The sequence below is a fragment of the Microcoleus sp. w2-18bC1 genome (genome assembly GCF_036700365.1).
GTDB lineage: Bacteria > Cyanobacteriota > Cyanobacteriia > Cyanobacteriales > Microcoleaceae > Microcoleus.
The window spans coordinates 79,396-97,621 of sequence record NZ_JAUBOS010000006.1 but is presented as its reverse complement, the minus strand read 5'-3'; the positions used below and the strand labels follow the sequence as shown (position 1 = coordinate 97,621).

The window sequence follows — 18,226 nt, the reverse complement described above, 5'->3', positions numbered from 1 at the left end:
TGGTGCGGAGATTTTGGTCGAGAAAGCCGATTGATCCGCTCTTGTTGAGAAGGGTGTGGCTATGTGAGTTAACCTCACATAGTCGCATCATTATAAAGAAAAGGCTTTTCGGCCTGTTCATGAAAGGCTTGTTGAGAATGGTGCAACATCTGAGTTTAACCAGATTTGATCGAGTTGGGAGTTTCGAGAATGCGAATCTTTCGGTAGACTCTCTAAGCGAGCTAAAATTTTAAATCTAAAATCGCAGGAAGTTTGGGTGAAGGAAGTTATTAAAAGTTTGTCAGAGTTTAGAAATCGCCCGATCGCACCTTTGCTGCTATCGATTTTATGGCTGTGCGCGATCGCCTGGGTAGGTTTCTTGTGGAATCTCGGCAACATCGGTTTAGTTGACGAAACCGAACCGTTGTTTGCCGAAGCCGCCCGTCAAATGACGGTGACAGGAGATTGGATCACTCCTTATTTCAACGGCGAAACGAGGTTTGACAAGCCGCCGTTGATTTACTGGCTGATGGCGGTGGCTTACCGCACTCTGGGCGTTAACGAATGGGCCGTGCGTCTTCCCTCGGCCTTGTGCGCGATCGGTCTGACTTGCCTCGGATTTTATACCCTATCGAAGGAAGAAGGAAGAAGGAAGGAGGAAGAAGGAAGAAGGAAGGAGGAAAAAGAAATAAGGAAGAAGGAAGAAGGAAGTTCGGCAACGAGCACTGTACGGGATTTAACGGATGTCAGGAAGAAGGAAGAAGTCCGATGGAAGCCGGAAGAAGAAACAGAGAACAACAACTCAAAACTCAAAACTCCCCGTCTTCCGCTCTTTTTTTCTACTCCTTGGATTGGTGCTGCCCTAATAGCTTTAAATCCCCAAACTATTGCCTGGGGACGGACTGGCGTTTCAGATATGCTATTAGTCGGTTGTATGTGTTCGGCACTACTGGCATTTTTTCTCGGTTACACTCTAGAAGAACAGAGAGAAAAAGCAGAATTTCTCACTGTTTCCGCTTCCCGATTTCCCAATAAATGGTATCTGACTTTTTACGTACTAATTGCTTTAGCAATTCTGGCTAAGGGGCCTGTAGGAATTGTCGTTCCAGCGCTGATTGTTGGCAGCTTCGGGCTTTATTTGGGAAATTTTCGCCAACTTTGGCGCGAAATGCGTCCGGTGTCGGGAATCTTAATTATTCTGGCGATCGCCCTGCCTTGGTACATTTTGGTTATTTTAGACAACGGTCAAACTTATATTGACAGTTTTTTCGGCTATCACAATTTCCAGCGTTTTACTGGAGTAGTCAACAAACACTCGGCGCCTTGGTATTTTTACTTTTTTGTAGTGCTAGTTGGTTTTGCACCTTGGTCGATTTATTTGCCGGTGGCGATCGCCCGCACCCGTTTTTGGCAGCGCAGTTACTGGCGCCGTCAACCGCGATCGGCTCAGTTGAGTTTATTTGCCCTATTTTGGTTTGGCTGCATTTTTGGCTTTTTTACGATCGCCGTGACCAAATTGCCCAGTTATGTATTGCCTTTAATCCCCGCCGCTGCGATTTTGGTAACGCTGCTGTGGAGCGATATTATTGCGGGCAATGAACCAGAAAACAGGCGGGGAAAGTTAGAAAAAAAACCGAATTCTTTACCGCGAGGGCTGTTAGTTACATACATTTTTAATGTGATATTTTTATTAATTGTAGCCGGAGCAACTTTCTACAGCTACAACTGGCTGGGAGATGACCCGGCCATGCCCAATTTTCCCCAAGCAATTCAGCAGTCGGGATTGCTGATTGTAGGCGGTGCGATTTGGACAACTACAGCGGTGGCGATCGCACTTTTACTTTGGCAGCGGCAACAACGCTGGATTTTGGTTGCTAACTTCATCGGGTTAGTAGCATTTATCATCTTTGGTCTTACTCCCGCCTACAAAGTGGTCGATATCAACCGCCAGTTACCTCTGAGACAGTTAGCACAGGTTGCTGTTCAACAAAAACTGCCTGGGGAAGAGTTTATTATGGTTGGTTTCTGGAAACCAAGTCTGGTTTTTTATAGCCAAGAGCCGGTGACTTACTACCGAGCTGTCAGAAGGGCGATCGACTACATTAAGGAATCTAAAACCCCAACTTCTCCCTCTATTTTGTTGCTGGGATATCCAGAGAAATTTGTGGAATTAGGATTGCAACCAAATCAATATCAAGTGTTGGACAGTCGGGGTGCTTACCAACTCGCCAGGGTTCCGAGAACAGCATTTCGCTAGTGTCTATAGTGTTATTTAATACTTGTTGGTTAAACAAGCTAGAAAAATGATTACAACTAAGAATCTTCAACTACTTGCCGTCCAAAGGATTCACGTAGAAGCTTTCTTACGAAGTAAAAGCGAGCTTGCAGCAATTTTAAATGTCATAGTGCCTAATAGCTGGCCTCTTTTCCCAGAAGCATTTTCCCTCCCGGCTGACGAAGCTTGCGAATTTAATCCGCCTCCAACTGACTGGCACAGCTACTTCTTTATCCATCCAAAAAATCAAGTGCTGGTTGGCAACGGAGGTTTCACAGGCTCACCTGATGAGTCGGGGACTATAGAGATAGGTTATGAAATTGCTTCCGAATATTGGAATCGCGGATTTGCAACTGAGGTGGCACAGGGAATGATTGATTATGCTTTCGCTCACGAGGAGGTGAAAGCCGTCATCGCTCACACTTTAGCTGAAAAAAATGCCTCCAATAGCGTGTTGCAAAAAGTGGGAATGAAGTTCATTGCAGAGGTGGACGATCCTGAAGAAGGCAAGATATGGCGATGGCAAATAAGCAGGGATGAATATCATCCGACTTGAACTGTAAAGCCGTTTGGCTGTTTAAGCCACTGGTTTTGGCGGTAATTTGAAGGCTCTCGGTTGGAGCATTAAATCTGCCAGATTGCATAAAATCTATAATCTAGTCACTACCTAAAACCCGAAGCTGGGAGCCTACAATGGTTTCAATTCTCAACAAACCCTACTCATTAATCCATGAGATTTGCATTGAAAAAGTCGAGGGGTGGAAGTTGTTCAAATTTAGTGAACCGCTGCAACAGCGTATGGAAAATTTGTTAGATAAGAAAAAGGCATATCAACTAATGGCAGAAGAGGTAGCGGAACTCGACGCCATTGGGGAACTAGATCGTATCTTTACCCACATCAATGCAATGATGGTGGCTCAAGATGTCAATCAGTGAGCGTGAGTTAACTAGCGTTACGGAGTAGATTAGATGAATCCTGAGACAAAACAAGTATCACAGCACATGAAAGAATTTGGGCTTCATATTCTTGGGAGAGCTATTTATGATGCAACGTTTAGCGAGATAACGAGGCCTTTTGCTCATATGTTGTCGGTAGTTCATGCAGCACATGGAGCAGAAATACTTATCAAGGCACGCATTGCTGAAGAGCATCCGCTTTTAATCTTCAAGTCCTACCCTAAATCAAATACTACTAAGGATGTATTGAGTATCAAGGAACTCTTTAAGTACGGTCGAACTTTAATGTATTCAGAGTTACCTGAAGTTCTTTGGGCGGCAACTGGTTATAGAATCAAGGAATTAGATAAATATCAAAAATTTGGCGAGCTGCGAAACATTATTGTCCATTTTTCAGCAGCTCCTGATTGCGAAGCTTCCACAGAAACCTTAAAATTTGCTTTGGAAGTTTTAGATCATATAGTTCAGGATTTTTGGGGTGAGAGCTTGATTTACTATTCGCAAGAATGGGACGATGTAATCATTTCTGAGGGTTATCTGCGAGAACAAATTGAGCAATTGAATATTCAGGTGCACCCCGACACACAGAGACAAATAGAAAGTCTTGACCTAACGTTAAAATAAAATGGAGATAGAAGTCAGAAAGGGAAGGATCGCTCATAATTAAGGGAGTGTCTACAGCCACCCAACATCATCGAGAAAAGCGTATTTAGAAAAGTGGAAGATTATGATTCCAATCAATGAAGCCCAAAAGCAGTTGCAGCAGTTGATCGATTCGGTGAGTCAGTCGCACCAACCTATTGTGATTGCAGGACAGACTAGCAATGCAGTGTTATTATCTGAATCGGACTGGGCATCTGTGCAGGAGACGCTGTATCTTCTCTCAGTGCCAGGGATGCGGGAATCGATTCGGGAAGGAATGGCAACGCCGATCGAGGATTGCGCTAGGGAGTTGGAGTGGTGAGCTGGAATCTAGTCTATACCAAACAGGCACAGAAAGATGCCAAAAAGCTCGCTTCTAGCAATTTACGAGACAAAGCGCAAGAGTTACTCGACATCATTCAAACCAATCCGTTTCAGAATCCGCCACCCTATGAGAAATTGGTGGGAGATTTGGAAGGTGCATATTCACGGCGAATCAACATTCAGCATCGTCTGGTGTACGAGGTGATTGAGTCCGAGAATACGGTAAAAATTTTGCGGATGTGGACGCATTATGAGTAGTGTTTCTAACAGGTTAACTAATACAAAGGTAGATTGATCGCTCTTTGGACTGGTGAGGAGAGCCGACCATACGTGCAATAATCAGCCATATTCTCTGGTACGCGATCGCCTGAACCTATGGATGCGCTAATCGGCAAAACTTTACAGGGTGGAAAGTACACCCTCGAACAAGAATTGGGCCGCGGCGGCTTTGGAATTACTTTCAGGGCAAATCACCGCTATTTAGGACAGCCTGTAGTCATTAAAACCCTCAACGAATCTCTGCGACAGCAACCCAATTTTGCTGAGTTCGATCGCAAGTTTCAAGACGAAGCGAGGCGGTTGGCTTCCTGCGTTCATCCGAATATTGTCCGCGTCAGCGATTTCTTTGTGGAAGACGGACAGCCTTACATGGTGATGGACTACATAGCCGGTCAGAATTTGGGCGATGTAGTCGGTTCAAATAATCCGCTGCAAGAAAATCTTGCAATTCTCTACATCACTCAAATTGGCGCTGCTTTAAAAGTTGTTCATCAAAAGGGTTTGCTGCACCGAGATGTCAAGCCACAAAACATTCTTTTGCGCCAAGGTACTCAGGAAGTCGTGCTGATTGATTTTGGTATTGCCCGCGAGTTTACTCCCGGTGCAACTCAAAGTCACACTAATATGGTGTCCGACGGCTACGCGCCGCCAGAACAGTATTTTGCCCAAGGAAAATATACGCCCGCCACAGATGTTTACGGTATGGCGGCGACGCTTTATACTCTGCTGACAGCACAGGTGCCCGTGGCTGCAATTTTGCGTACCAGCCAGCCGATGCCTTCGCCCCGCGACTTGCAGCCTCAGCTAAGTACGACAGTCAGCCAAGCGGTGATGCGGGGGATGACGGTAGAAGCTCAAAATCGCCCTGCTAGCGTCGATGAGTGGCTGTCGCTGCTGCATGGGCAGGGGGGTGCAGCGTCGCCGAGCACTGGGCCGACGGTGGCGGTGATTCCGGGACACGGGCCTCAGTCGCCTGCGGGTTCCAGAACAGCTCCTGCTGTGGTGTCTTCTGGGCAAGGCAGCCGCAAGGTTTGGTGGATTTTGGGGTTCGTGGCGATCGCACTTATTGTTGCAGGTTTGGTCGGGATTGCTAGGGTTTTCCTCAACCGGCCGTCTTCGGAACCCGCACCTGTGGCCCAGGACGATCGCACTTCGGTACCTGCTGATCCAGACGCGCGATCGAGCACCGCACCAATTCCCGCGCTGACACCAACGCCAGCACCCACTCCCAGAGAAACTCCGCCGCCTGCTGCTGAAACTCCAGCGCCTGCTGCTGAAACTCCAGCGCCTGCTGCTGAAACTCCAACACCAGCCCCAGCGCCAACACCAGCGCCTTCTCCGGAGGCTGTCGAACCCACACCAACGGAAAAACTGGTTGACAAAGAGTTGCCGCCAGATCGATCGCCCGCACCTAGCGAACAACCGGGAACCAATTATCAGAAGACTCCCACAATCCCAGGGTATGCGGTTGGTACGCCGGAAAGTCAGATTTTATCCGAATTGGGAGAACCGACTGACTCTCAAGCGCGGGGCTATTGGCCAAATACTCGCACCGCACTTTACGAAATATTGCCAAATCGGATTACTCTCGGCTACATATACGATCGCGATTCGGGCGAGCTAGTACAAACAGAGGGTTCTTTTGCCCAGTCTGTGGACGATTTGGTAGTACGAACCGCCTTAAACGGGATGGTGGGCGGCGCCAGCCGGGAGATTTTGCAAGGCTTGGGCGACGTGCAGCAGCGCCGGAGTAATCGGTTTACGTTTAAGAAGGGTTCGCTGGAAGGGATGATCGAACGCAACGAGCGCGATCGGATTTACATCGGCGTCTGGGACGAAAATTTGCATTAAACTTGGCAGGGCTGACATTTTGCACCCTTGTCAATAAACCTGGGCGGGCTCTTCGGCCCACCCCACAGGAAAAATCAACTCTTGTGGAACAAGCCCGAAAGCCTGTTCAAGAAAATGGTGCACGATGTAAATATTCCCGACTCAGCTTTGTGCCAAAATCGAAAATCCAAAATCTAAAATCGGTTGACTTGACGCAACACGAAATATTGTCTATCATAAAAGAACACACGAGGGGCTGTAATGGTTTCGACAGGGTGGCGAAAGCTGCTCCGTGATGCAGGTCGAGAGGGAGTCTACTCTCGTTAATATCGGCTCAAAAAAAATAGTAAATGCGAACAACATCGTTCCTTTCGCTCGCAAAGCCGTAGCTGTAGCCTAAAAACTTCTTGAGCTTGGTTTAGAGTGTATGCCACCTCACTCCGTTAAAGGTAGCATAACAACCCCCAACGGATGCCCTGGCTAAACGTTTCTAGTCGGCTAGCTAGGAAAGCAATCACTAGAAAATCCCCCCATTTGGGATAAAAATGGTTCCCGCCCCGAGGATTAGAGGGGATAAACCTGTGAACGATCGGAAGGTAAATACCCGCTTTGGACGGCAGTTCGATTCTGCCCAGTTCCATAAAAGAAGTAGCGTAAAATCAATGGTTTAAGCCATTTGAAAGTTACTTTAAAGTATTAAAAGGGCCCAGAGTTAACTCTGGGCCCTTTTGTTTGGCCTAAATCTGGCTTATAGCTGAGTCTAGATCCCCCTCGCATCCCAGGGCTGTTTCATTCTCAGGAAAATCATGGTTTTGTAGGGGTAGTCCCCCCGTGCCTACCCCGCTACCGACGATCATCGAAGGGGCGTTTCAGGCATCGGGGCAACGATGGGGGTTTACCCCGGAGCGAGAATGAAACAGCCCTGCCTCGCATCCCCATAATTAATTAAAGGGAGTCGGGGGGATCGAGGTTTGAGACACGAGAGTGCATAAATCCAGATTGATTTCTTACTCAAAATCGATCGGGCACTCAACAGTCAACCATCAACCATAAGTTACCCACCCATTAGCTACGCTGCGGGCTCATATAATTATAACTTCACCTTGTCTGTGCGTTCTTGGAGCCTGTCGGGCGATATACTATTAGGCGGTAAAGCATTAAAAATCTTTACAAAGACCCCGATTTCTAAGCCTACTCCTACAAAGGACGGGTGAAAAATTATATGCTGATCGCTCAAAAGCTGGACAAATGAACCCAGGAATTGACTTACAAGGAAGTTTCGTAGAAGCCCTCATGAATTTGGGCTTACCGGCGGACATCGCCCAAGTGCTTTGGCTACCGCTGCCAATGTTGCTGATGATTGTCGCTGCCGTTTTCGGGGTACTCACTAGCGTCTGGCTAGAACGGAAAATTTCCGCCGCCGCTCAACAGCGGGTAGGCCCGGAATTCATCGGCCCTCTGGGAGTTTTAGCACCCGTTGCTGACGGTCTGAAGTTGGTATTCAAAGAAGACATCGTACCGGCCAAAGCTGACGCGCTGCTATTTACCCTAGGCCCGGTAATTGTGGTGATTCCAGTTTTTCTCTCCTACTTAATCGTGCCGTTCGGAGAGCATATGCTGATCGCCGATATGGGGACAGCGATATTTCTGTGGATTGCCCTGTCTAGTATTCAGCCGATCGGCTTGCTGATGTCCGGCTATGCTTCCAACAACAAATACGCCCTCCTCGGAGGACTCAGAGCCGCGGCTCAATCCCTCAGCTACGAAATTCCCCTAGCTTTGGCAGTATTGGCAGTCGTGATGATGTCCAATAGCCTGAGTACGATCGACATCGTACAGCAGCAAGCCGGCTACGGCATTCTTGGTTGGAATATCTGGCGGCAACCAGCAGGTTTCCTGATTTTCTGGATCGCAGCACTAGCAGAATGCGAACGGTTGCCCTTTGACCTCCCGGAAGCAGAAGAAGAATTGGTAGCAGGATATCAGACTGAGTATACAGGCATGAAATTTGCCTTGTACTATATCGCTTCCTACGTTAACCTCGTCCTTTCTTGCCTGCTAGTAGCAGTTTTGTACCTCGGCGGCTGGGAATGCCCGATTCCTGTCGGAGTGCTGACAAATGCCCTGGGATTGAGCGAGACGACTCCTTGGTTACAGGTAATTACTGGCTTGCTGGGCATTACAATGACCATGTTGAAAGCCTACTTTTTCCTATTTCTGGCAGTTCTGCTCCGCTGGACTCTGCCGCGAGTTCGGATCGACCAATTGCTAGATTTGGGATGGAAGTTTTTACTTCCCGTTGCTCTAGTTAATTTGCTATTGACCGCAGCTTTGAAACTTGCCTTTCCCTTTGCTTTTGGCGGTTAATTAATAATAGGTAAAAGGCAATAGCTAAACAAAAATAGCTGTTAACCAATTACCTATTATTAATTATCAATTACCAAAAACTCAAGTACAGAGAGAGAACACCATGCTAAAATTCCTCAATCAAGTAGGCGAATACGCCAAAGAGACTCTTCAAGCTGCTAAGTATATCGGTCAAGGGCTATCTGTTACTTTTGACCACATGAGACGCCGGCCGATTACGGTGCAGTATCCTTACGAGAAACTAATTCCTTCGGAACGTTTCCGGGGTCGAATTCACTTTGAATTTGACAAGTGCATCTCCTGCGAAGTCTGCGTTCGGGTGTGTCCGATCAATTTGCCTGTAGTGGATTGGGAATTTAACAAAGAAACTAAGAAGAAGCAACTCAAGCACTACAGTATCGATTTCGGAGTGTGTATCTTCTGCGGCAACTGCGTAGAATATTGTCCGACTAATTGTTTGTCGATGACAGAAGAGTATGAGTTGGCCACCTACGAACGTCACGAATTGAATTTTGACAACGTGGCCCTCGGACGTTTACCCTACAAGGTTACAGACGATCCGATGGTGACACCGATGCGGGAATTCGCTTATTTGCCGAAAGGTGCGATCGACCCCCATGAAGTTTCCTACACCGATCGCCGCGCCGGTCTGCGTCCAGAGGAAATTATCGAAAAGTAAGGAAGTAGTCATTAGTTAGTATAGCCATCCTAAATCATTTGTGAATTTCTTACTCCCTCCCCTTGATAAGGGGAGGGCTGGGGTGGGGTCAAAAATTTACAACTCCTGCAAGGATTGCTATAGTCATCAGTCATTAGTGAAACAACCAATTATTAATGACTACTAACTAATGAGTAAAAACGAACAATAGAAAACTAATAATTGAGGATAAAAAATTGTGAATCTAGCTGAAGGGGTTCAAATTGTTTCATTTGGCATACTGTCGGTAATGATGATTGCAGGAGCACTAGGAGTAGTGCTGTTCTCCAATATCGTTTACTCAGCATTTTTGTTGTGCGGCGTATTTACCAGCATTGCCGGTTTGTACCTGTTGCTGAATGCCGACTTTGTAGCAGCAGCGCAGGTATTGATTTATGTTGGTGCTGTTAACGTCTTGATTTTGTTTGCCATCATGCTAGTAAACAAGCGAGAAGACTTCCGCACAATTCCCAACGCTTGGGTGCGTCAAGTAGCAACTGCGCTGGTTTGTGCTGGTTTATTTGCGCTTTTGGGTACGATGGTGGTGTCTACTCCTTGGGCTATTGTCGCGACGACAGGAGCACCGGCAGAAAGTTCGATCGTCACAATCGCTAAACATTTCTTCACCGACTTTTTGCTGCCTTTCGAGTTAGCATCAGTGTTTTTGTTGATGGCAATGGTAGGGGCAATTGTGTTGGCGCGCCGTGATTTTTTCCCGGATGAACTGTCAAAGAAGCTATCCGAAACACCTGCTTTGAGTTTGCCGGAAAGACCTCGCGAATTAGTTTCTGCCGGAGATGTGTCTTCGCCAGAATCTAAGTAATATTATGGTGCGCTAAGCGCACCATAGTGTTAGTTTTGTAGTAACTTTAGATTGAGACAAAATCGCAAAATTTATGCAACTGCAACTCCAGTATTTCCTGTTATTAGCCGCCGCTCTTTTCTGTATTGGTATTTACGGTTTGATTACCAGCAGAAATGCAGTGCGCGTGTTGATGTCGATCGAGTTGATGCTGAATGCTGTCAATCTCAATTTGATGGGTTTCTCCAATTATCTCGACCCTGTACAAATTAAGGGCCAAGTATTTACCGTGTTTGTAGTTACGGTAGCGGCGGCTGAGGCTGCCGTAGGTTTGGCAATTGTTTTGGCGATTTATCGCAACCGCAATACCGTAGACATGGAAGAATTTAACTTGCTGAAGTGGTAACTAATCAATAGTCATCAGTCATTAGTCATCAGTCATTAGCGACAAACTAATGCAGATTAAAGACTGATGACTAAAGACTAAGGACTAATAACTAATGACTTCTAGTAATTTCTAGAGTAATTCTGCCACCAAAATCAGGGATGGGTGCAGCAGGTTTCGAGAGTTGTAGTTTAACTTTTTCGACTAACGGTAGTTCTAAAAGCGCTTGAGCAATAGTATCTGCTAGGCGTTCGATTAATAAAAATTTCGACTCTTGGACTAGCTTTTGAATCAGAGTAATTGCGCTGCGGTAATCAAGAGTATGTTGAATATCATCACTTTTTCCAGCTTGCGATAAATCCAGCCATAGAGTAACATCCACTTCAAACCACTGCCCCAAAACTTGCTCTTCCGGCAGATAGCCCGTATATCCGTAACAGCGAATTCCTGTAAGTTGAATAGAATCCATTTTGCAATAAACTAAAAGTGCGTTGTCTATACCACTTTGTATTAAACCAGATAAAGTTCTTTTTATCTTCCGTCTCTTTTTTTGCCCTTTTCTTTCTCCCTCTGCGCTCTTTGCGCCCTCTGCGGTTCAATCACTCTTATTCTATCTTAGATTTTATAACTCTTCTCCTTTCTCCAACTTGTCCAGTAAATCCTCAGCAACTTCATACCATTTCCTCCTAATTTCAGCATCTTCTGGCTTTTCTGTCAAGCTGCGCCCTTGTAATTCTGGATATTTATTGTAATATAATTCATCCACTTTTTGATAGAATATATCTTGATTAATGTTGAGATTTTTGCGTCGTTTACCAATCTTTTCTTGACGAATTATTTCGGCTTCCTCTAAGGATGTATCGGAAGGTTGCTGGCGCGAAGAAAATTTAGGTAAATCCGGCAACTTTGGCAATGTGAAACCAGATTTAACTACACTAAAAGCTAAAATTCCGGGGACCAAAATCACACTTAAACTCCCTAGGGTTTTCCAAGGAATTAACTTGAATGTGGGGTTGTTATTAACAATTTGAGGATTTTGGTGAACAGGGGTATGATTGCTGGTAGCAGTTTGAGTGGTGTTTTTGAAAGGGCGGCCGACAAAGTTCATTGTCACCATTTGGGAAATTATACTGCCAATGTGAGATAGTTTTGGATCTTTCAGTGCTTCGCGGACTGCTTTTGCAGATTGGTAGCGATCGCCCGGTTGTTCTGCTAGCATCTTATCCAACACCGTAGCGAGATTTTGACTGACTGTGACGTGCGATCGCCAATCCCAAGTTTTATTATTGATATCGTACAATTTTTGAGGCTTTTTGCCGCTTAGCAGTACCAAAGCCGTGACGGCTAAAGCGTACAAATCGCTAGCAGCAGACACTTTCCCCAGTCGCATTTGTTCGGCTGGCGAATAACCCTGTTTGCCGATCGTCGTATCCGATTGTCCGTTAAACTGAAGTACGGCATTTGCTGCGATTTGCTTAACCGAACCGAAATCAATTAAAAATGGTAGTTTGTCAGCATCATGCTGAATGATATTATCCGGGGAAATATCGCGGTGAATTAAATTTTTCGAGTGGATGTATTCTAAAACTGGTAAAAGCTGAAATAGCAGTTGAGTAACTTCGGCTTCGCTAAAATTTTTACCTTGCTGCTGGCACGATATCAATAGTTCTTCGTAAGTTTGACCCTTGATATAATCTTGCACTAAAAATAAAGATGGATTCCCGCCCAAATCCGTTCGCAGGAGTTCTCGAAACCTTGGAATTTGCGGGTGTTGGAGGTGGTAAAGCATACTCGCTTCGCGATCGAACAATTCGGCCGCTTTCGGGCTGTGAACCACCGGAGAAAACTCTTTGAGCACGCAATGTTCGTTGTAGCGGTTGATATCTTCGGCGAGATAAGTGCGGCCGAAACCGCCTCGGCCCAATTCGCGGAGGATGCGGTAGCGTTTTTCGAGAGTCGAACCTGGGGTGAGGAGAGATGAGTTAGACATAAACCACGGCAAATTGTTGATTTGGGGAGTCGCCGAGCACAGTATAGCTTATTGTAGCTAAGTTTGTTTGAATGGGATAGAAGGAAGGGCGATCGCCCCAGCAATATCAATCCTCTACTCAATAGCTTTAGCGATCGTTTGATGATGTAGACTCTCCCTCATCATTATCAAAAAAACGACTAAACTAAGCGCTATTTCTGGACTAGCTTTTAACTAGAATTGCTTCTCATCCTGATGTTGTCGTCAAATCGAGGTGAAGTCAACTGGCTGTGCATATTCTACACAATTGTGTCCCATTAGGTGATTCAGCTTTTGGGGAGATGTCTAATGTTTCTGGATCCAATGACAACTTGAGTAATTTGAGTGAATTCTGTCTGCTCTGGAAATAGCGATCGCCTCTAGAGGCAGTTACACATAATATAAACATTTGTCAATGCCTAAGTCCTAGAAGTAAGATACTGGGGAGCGGTCTTTTCTGAGGATTAGCAACAATTCTATACATAAACTTGTCAAAAAATGTATTATTATATGGTTTTAAATATTTAAATATTTTTCAAAGGTAGGAGTCTTCCGTAGATAAGAGGATAGAAGAGTTATAGGACTAGAGTCTTTTGGAGGAATTTTAATGTAATATAATAACAATGACATATATTAGCATCTTCCTTCAACTATAATACATATTGTTGGGCAAAAGAGAGCGTAATATTGATATTAACCAAGTACCTGGACAAATTCTAAAAAAGCCTCAGCCAGTTAGTGGATGACTGCAACTCCGAAAGTTCCGTTAGGTCTGCTCTTGGTTCGAGCTTTTATCCTAAATATTTTTGTGGCTATAGGAATAACGGGGTATGTCTGTCTACTGAATGGACAAATAGCTACCCAATAAATTGTCAAACTCCGCCATGAGGCTAGAATACAGATTAACAATTATCCTCATAGCCCTTTAAAAATTAATCATTATCCATTACTTATTTGATTATGAAAAAATACCTAAACCAGCGCCTCACAGAACCCATAAATTTAATGGCATTGTTGTTGATTTTTATATTTCCTTTTGCTCTGGTAGTTTATCAATTAATTGCTGAAATTGATATTAAAATTGAATTCGCTCAAGAAGAAAAACTCGGCTTGGCTTATAACTATCCTTTGAAAAATTTGCTTGTCGCTGTTATTGAACACCGCACGCAAGTTAATCAATATTTAAATGGGGACAAGTCTTTAGCAACAGCGATCGCCACGGCAACAGAAAAGATCGAGACGGCAATCCAAAACCTCAATGCCGTGGAAAAACAGCTATCGCCCCAATTTAAAACTAGCCCGCAATGGCTAGCGCTCAAAACTTCCATTAATGGCAACTGGCAGCGATTAAAAAAGCAAAAATTAAACTTATCTCCTACCCAAAGCTGGCAAGCACATACAACTGTTGTTAACGATATCCTGGATTTAATTGCACACATCGGAGATGTTTCTAATCTCATTCTCGATCCATCTTTAGACAGTTATTATTTAATGGATACCGTTGTCACGCAGCTACCATTAACGATAGAGAATACGGCTCAAGCTAAAGATATCGGTGCAAAGATAGCAACTCAACAAGCTAAACAAAAAATTGCAGACAGCGATCGAGCCAAACTTTTGATTATTCGGAGTTTAATTGCACCGCCTATCCAAGCAGTGCAAAGAGGCTTGCAAATTTCTGCTAATGCTAATCCGCAAATTCAGCGGCAGCTATCCACTAGCGTGCGCGAAAATTTCAAGGACATCAAAAGATTTATTGACTTACTCGACAAAGATATCATCAATGCCAATACCATCACCTTACAGCCATTCGTATATACAGCTACAGCCACAACTGCCCTAGAGTCCCAATTAAAACTTTACAATACAGCTTTTCCACTTTTAGATCGTTTATTGGAACAGCGACTGAATCAGTTAGTTGGTAGAAAATATCAAATCATCGGGTTTGCACTGCTAGTATTAGCGGTAGTGACTTACATTTTTATAGCTTTTGTCAGCAACCGCAAAAAGCGCCTGCAATTTGAAAAAGAATTACAAGCTGCTGAAGCCAAATATCGCAGCATTTTTAACAATTCAATTAATGGGATTTTCCAAGTTACCCCAGCAGGGGAATATCTTAGCGCTAATCCAGCCTTGGCTGAAATTTATGGTTACAATTCTTCTGACCAATTAATTGGAAAATTAACCAATATTAAACAACAACTTTATGTAGATTCCAACCACCGAGAAGAATTCATAAAAATTATAAGCGATCGCGGCAGTGTTTCCGACTTTGAATCTCAAGTTTATCGCCGCGACGGTAGTATTATTTGGATTTCAGAAAATGCTCGCGCTATGTGTGATGAAAATGGCAATATTCTCTACTACGAAGGTACAGTAGAAGACATTACCGAATACAAACGTGCCGAACAAGAAATTTATGCCGCCAAAGAAGCTGCAGAAAATGCCAACCGCGCCAAAAGCGAGTTTCTGGCTAACATGAGTCACGAACTGCGAACCCCACTCAACGGTATCTTAGGCTACGCCCAAATCCTCAAGCGTTCTGTAAAACTAGGAGAACACGAACAAAATAGCATTGAAATTATCTACCAGTGCGGTTCTCACCTGCTAACTTTAATTAACGATATTCTCGATTTGTCTAAAATAGAAGCTCAGAAAATGGAACTCTACCCTACAGAATTTCATTTTCCCGCTTTTCTGCAGGCCGTTGCCGAAATTTGTCGCATTCGCGCCGAACAAAAAAGTCTCAAATTTAGCTACCAACCCGATCCCGATTTACCCATTGCCATTCACGCCGACGAAAAACGCTTGCGACAAGCATTAATTAACCTTATTGGTAACGCCATCAAATTTACCAAAATAGGAGACATAAGTTTTAGTGTCAGTTTAATTGAAAAAAATATTAATTTTTCCCATCAAACTAGCTGTAAAATTCGCTTCAGTGTCAAAGATACAGGAGTAGGAATTAAACCCGAAGAAATCGCCAAAATATTTTTACCTTTTGAACAAGTTGGATCTCGCAAAAATCAAGCAGAAGGAACGGGATTAGGACTGGCAATCACTCAAAAAATTATTCAATTAATGGGTAGTACCATTCAAGTCACCAGTCAATTACAAATGGGCAGTATTTTTGGGTTTGATTTAGATTTATTAGAAGCCACAGAGTGGGTTAATACAAGTTCTCAAACTGACAAAGGTAAAATTATTGGATTTAAAGGAAATCCCCAAAAACTTCTCGTAATTGACGATCGTTGGGAAAATCGCTCGGTCATTGTTAATTTACTGACTCCTCTAGGATTTGAAGTAATAGAAGCGACTAACGGTAAACAAGGATTGAACATAGCAACTCAGGCTAAACCAGATTTAGTAATTACAGATTTAGTTATGCCAGAAATGGATGGATTTCAATTGATGGAATACTGGAAAACAAGCTTAGAATTAAAAGATATTAAAATAATTGTTTCTTCGGCAAGTGTTTTTGAAACAGACCAAAATCAAAGCTTACAAGCTGGAGCCGTTGATTTTTTAGCCAAGCCAGTTCAAGCTGAAGAACTTTTAGAAAAGTTAGAACTTCATTTACAACTAGAGTGGATTTATGAAGCTGCATCATTGATGCCTTCAGGAAAGAAATCCCATTACGATAAAATTGTTCCTCCTCCTCCAGAAGCATTAGATAAACTGTTTAATTTGGCTTTGCGAGGTAATTTGAAAGAGATTATAAAACAGACAAAAACTCTTGAAGAAACTGATCCAAAATATATGTCATTTGCGTCAAAATTGCGGCAGTTAGCTAAAGAGTTTCAAGAGAAAAAAATCTTGGAAATGCTCACTCAATACAAGGAAATAAATTTATGAACAATTTAAATTCTTACTCAAATACAATTTTGGTAGTGGATGATGTCCCTGCTAATTTAGGAATCTTAGCGGATTTCCTCACTGAAGCTAGTTTTGAGGTTTTGGTCGCTCAAGATGGAGAAAGTGCTATTCAAAAAATAAATTATGTGATTCCCGACCTAATTTTATTAGATATAATGATGCCCGGAATAGACGGATTTGAAACTTATACACGCTTGAAAGAAAACCCATTATGGAGTCAAATTCCTGTAATTTTTATTACGGCTCTTTCTGAAACAGATAATGTTGTCAGAGGTTTATCTTTAGGAGCCGTAGATTATATTATTAAACCTTTTCAAAAAGAAGAGGTTTTAGCGAGAATTAAAACACATTTAGATTTGCGGCATTTAACTAAAACTATTGAAGTTAAAAATCAGCATTTATTGCAAGAAATTGCGGAACACGCCAAGGCTCGTGCAGACTTAAAACAGCTAAATCAAGAACTGGAAATACGAGTCAAAGAACGAACAGCAGAACTGTCTCAAACGCTGGAAGACTTATACAGAAGTCAAGCTCAATTAGAGCATAATGCCTTTTATGACTCCTTAACAGGTTTGCCAAATAGAGACTGGTTGATTAAGCGATTGCAGGAGCTAATTGCAGCAAATTCAAGTTATTCAGTTTTGTTTATTGACTTAGATCGCTTTAAAATTATTAATGATAGCCTGGGGCATTTAGCAGGAGATGAGCTACTAAAGTGTGTAGCAAATCGGATGCAAGGATGTTTAAAATCTTCCCAAACTGCAACGCGCATGGGTGGGGATGAATTTGTGATTTTAGTAGAAATAGAAACAGGGATTACAGTTGCTCAAGAACTATTAGAACAGTTCAAGTTACCATTTAAGTTTAATGACTACGAAGCCAGCGTAGAAGCGAGTATTGGTATAACTTCTAGTGCAATGAATTATCAACAACCGATGGATATCCTTAGAGATGTGGATATTGCGATGTATCGAGCCAAAAAGCAGGGAAGTGGTAACTATCAGGTTTTCGATCCGCAGATGCAAGCGGATGCGATCGCACGCCTCGAGCTGGAGCAAGACTTGCGAAAAGCGATCTCTCAACAAGAATTTTGCTTGTACTATCAACCTATTGTTTCCCTCATTACTGAAGAAATTAAAGGTTTTGAAGCTTTAATCCGCTGGAATCAGCCCAAAGGCATGATTTCACCCGATCAATTTATCCCTGTTGCTGAAGAAACAGGATTAATTAATCCTTTAGGTTGGTGGATTTTACGGGAAGCTTGCAACCAGTTAAGACGTTGGCAAGAGGAATTGCCTGACCTGCCTTTGAAACTGAACGTTAACTTTTCTCCTATTCAATTCCAGCAAGTTAATTGCTTAGAACAAATTGCAGAAATTTTACAACAAACTGGGATAAATAAAAACACTTTAAATATAGAAATTACTGAAAGTTGTCTATTAAAAACAACAAATTTTAATTTTGAATTTTTAAAAGCTATGGGTGTTGGTATATGTATCGATGATTTTTGTACTGGCTACTCTTCATTAAGTTTACTCAAAGAGTTGCCAATTGATACTTTAAAAATTGATCGTTCCTTTTTGCAAAACTTGGCTCGAAATCCCAACGATACAAGTTTAATTCAAACAATTATATTATTAGGTAGGAATTTAAATATGGAAATTGTTGCTGAAGGATTGGAAACTCAAGAACAAATACAAATTCTTCGAGAACTAGGATGTATTTTTGGACAAGGTTACTTTTTTTCTCGCCCCTTAGATAGTCATAACGCCACGCGGTTTATAGGCTTATAATTGAAATAATCT

Annotated in this window: 15 protein-coding genes and 1 other RNA gene; 14 read left to right on the top strand and 2 right to left on the bottom strand. The window is 43.2% G+C overall.

The window, feature by feature from the left end; all coding sequences use genetic code 11:
• Positions 1–256 precede the first annotated feature (256 nt).
• The 12 genes from QT979_RS06315 (at position 257) to nuoK (ending at position 10,558) form a co-directional block, all read left to right on the top strand.
• Positions 257–2,236, top strand: coding sequence for a glycosyltransferase family 39 protein (locus QT979_RS06315; RefSeq protein ID WP_333308747.1), 1,980 nt, complete (start codon positions 257–259; stop codon positions 2,234–2,236).
• A 46-nt stretch (positions 2,237–2,282) separates the two neighbouring features.
• Positions 2,283–2,810: a GNAT family N-acetyltransferase gene (locus tag QT979_RS06310; RefSeq protein ID WP_333209704.1), complete on the top strand. Its 528-nt coding sequence runs from the start codon at positions 2,283–2,285 to the stop codon at positions 2,808–2,810.
• Positions 2,811–2,947: 137 nt separating this feature from the next.
• On the top strand, positions 2,948–3,190 hold the full coding sequence (locus tag QT979_RS06305) for a hypothetical protein (RefSeq protein ID WP_333308744.1): 243 nt from the start codon (positions 2,948–2,950) through the stop codon (positions 3,188–3,190).
• Between the two features lie 33 nt (positions 3,191–3,223).
• Positions 3,224–3,835: a hypothetical protein gene (locus tag QT979_RS06300; RefSeq protein ID WP_333308742.1), complete on the top strand. Its 612-nt coding sequence runs from the start codon at positions 3,224–3,226 to the stop codon at positions 3,833–3,835.
• A gap of 103 nt (positions 3,836–3,938) precedes the next feature.
• Positions 3,939–4,175: a type II toxin-antitoxin system Phd/YefM family antitoxin gene (locus QT979_RS06295; RefSeq protein ID WP_333203113.1), complete on the top strand. Its 237-nt coding sequence runs from the start codon at positions 3,939–3,941 to the stop codon at positions 4,173–4,175.
• Positions 4,172–4,435, top strand: a complete 264-nt coding sequence (locus tag QT979_RS06290) for a Txe/YoeB family addiction module toxin (RefSeq protein WP_333308740.1) — start codon at positions 4,172–4,174, stop codon at positions 4,433–4,435. Before QT979_RS06295 ends, QT979_RS06290 begins: the two co-directional genes overlap by 4 nt.
• Before the next feature lie 117 nt (positions 4,436–4,552).
• Positions 4,553–6,307: a serine/threonine-protein kinase gene (locus QT979_RS06285; protein WP_333308738.1), complete on the top strand. Its 1,755-nt coding sequence runs from the start codon at positions 4,553–4,555 to the stop codon at positions 6,305–6,307.
• 231 nt (positions 6,308–6,538) lie between these two features.
• Positions 6,539–6,929: a transfer-messenger RNA gene (gene ssrA, locus QT979_RS06280) on the top strand.
• Positions 6,930–7,534: 605 nt separating this feature from the next.
• The gene (gene nuoH, locus QT979_RS06275) at positions 7,535–8,653 is read left to right on the top strand and encodes an NADH-quinone oxidoreductase subunit NuoH (RefSeq protein WP_333153446.1); all 1,119 of its coding nucleotides are present in this window, start codon (positions 7,535–7,537) and stop codon (positions 8,651–8,653) included.
• A 103-nt stretch (positions 8,654–8,756) separates the two neighbouring features.
• Positions 8,757–9,332 (top strand): NAD(P)H-quinone oxidoreductase subunit I, encoded by a 576-nt coding sequence (gene ndhI, locus QT979_RS06270; RefSeq protein WP_333042046.1) that lies wholly within the window; start codon positions 8,757–8,759, stop codon positions 9,330–9,332.
• A gap of 217 nt (positions 9,333–9,549) precedes the next feature.
• The gene (locus QT979_RS06265) at positions 9,550–10,173 is read left to right on the top strand and encodes an NADH-quinone oxidoreductase subunit J (protein ID WP_333230560.1); all 624 of its coding nucleotides are present in this window, start codon (positions 9,550–9,552) and stop codon (positions 10,171–10,173) included.
• 79 nt (positions 10,174–10,252) lie between these two features.
• Positions 10,253–10,558 (top strand): NADH-quinone oxidoreductase subunit NuoK, encoded by a 306-nt coding sequence (gene nuoK / locus QT979_RS06260; RefSeq protein ID WP_228042566.1) that lies wholly within the window; start codon positions 10,253–10,255, stop codon positions 10,556–10,558.
• A 91-nt stretch (positions 10,559–10,649) separates the two neighbouring features.
• Here nuoK and folB read toward each other — a convergent pair whose 3' ends face one another.
• Both folB and QT979_RS06250 read right to left on the bottom strand, forming a co-directional pair.
• A complete protein-coding gene (gene folB / locus QT979_RS06255; protein ID WP_190662829.1) occupies positions 10,650–11,006 on the bottom strand; it encodes a dihydroneopterin aldolase in 357 nt (118 codons plus the stop codon).
• A gap of 153 nt (positions 11,007–11,159) precedes the next feature.
• A complete protein-coding gene (locus tag QT979_RS06250) occupies positions 11,160–12,527 on the bottom strand; it encodes a serine/threonine-protein kinase (RefSeq protein ID WP_333308735.1) in 1,368 nt (455 codons plus the stop codon).
• 978 nt (positions 12,528–13,505) lie between these two features.
• On the opposite strand from QT979_RS06250, the gene QT979_RS06245 reads away from it, so the two are divergent.
• Both QT979_RS06245 and QT979_RS06240 read left to right on the top strand, forming a co-directional pair.
• Positions 13,506–16,400, top strand: a complete 2,895-nt coding sequence (locus tag QT979_RS06245) for an ATP-binding protein (protein WP_333308733.1) — start codon at positions 13,506–13,508, stop codon at positions 16,398–16,400.
• Positions 16,397–18,214, top strand: coding sequence for an EAL domain-containing protein (locus QT979_RS06240; protein WP_333308731.1), 1,818 nt, complete (start codon positions 16,397–16,399; stop codon positions 18,212–18,214). Before QT979_RS06245 ends, QT979_RS06240 begins: the two co-directional genes overlap by 4 nt.
• Positions 18,215–18,226 lie beyond the last annotated feature (12 nt).

Coding starts and splice junctions, on each gene's coding strand:
- ndhI (WP_333042046.1), top strand. CDS start 8,757: ATGCTAAAATTCCTCAATCAAGTAGGCGAATACGCCAAAGAGACTCTT.
- QT979_RS06245 (WP_333308733.1), top strand. CDS start 13,506: ATGAAAAAATACCTAAACCAGCGCCTCACAGAACCCATAAATTTAATG.
- QT979_RS06310 (WP_333209704.1), top strand. CDS start 2,283: ATGATTACAACTAAGAATCTTCAACTACTTGCCGTCCAAAGGATTCAC.
- QT979_RS06240 (WP_333308731.1), top strand. CDS start 16,397: ATGAACAATTTAAATTCTTACTCAAATACAATTTTGGTAGTGGATGAT.
- QT979_RS06300 (WP_333308742.1), top strand. CDS start 3,224: ATGAATCCTGAGACAAAACAAGTATCACAGCACATGAAAGAATTTGGG.
- QT979_RS06250 (WP_333308735.1), bottom strand. CDS start 12,527: ATGTCTAACTCATCTCTCCTCACCCCAGGTTCGACTCTCGAAAAACGC.
- nuoH (WP_333153446.1), top strand. CDS start 7,535: ATGAACCCAGGAATTGACTTACAAGGAAGTTTCGTAGAAGCCCTCATG.
- QT979_RS06295 (WP_333203113.1), top strand. CDS start 3,939: ATGATTCCAATCAATGAAGCCCAAAAGCAGTTGCAGCAGTTGATCGAT.
- folB (WP_190662829.1), bottom strand. CDS start 11,006: ATGGATTCTATTCAACTTACAGGAATTCGCTGTTACGGATATACGGGC.
- QT979_RS06285 (WP_333308738.1), top strand. CDS start 4,553: ATGGATGCGCTAATCGGCAAAACTTTACAGGGTGGAAAGTACACCCTC.
- QT979_RS06305 (WP_333308744.1), top strand. CDS start 2,948: ATGGTTTCAATTCTCAACAAACCCTACTCATTAATCCATGAGATTTGC.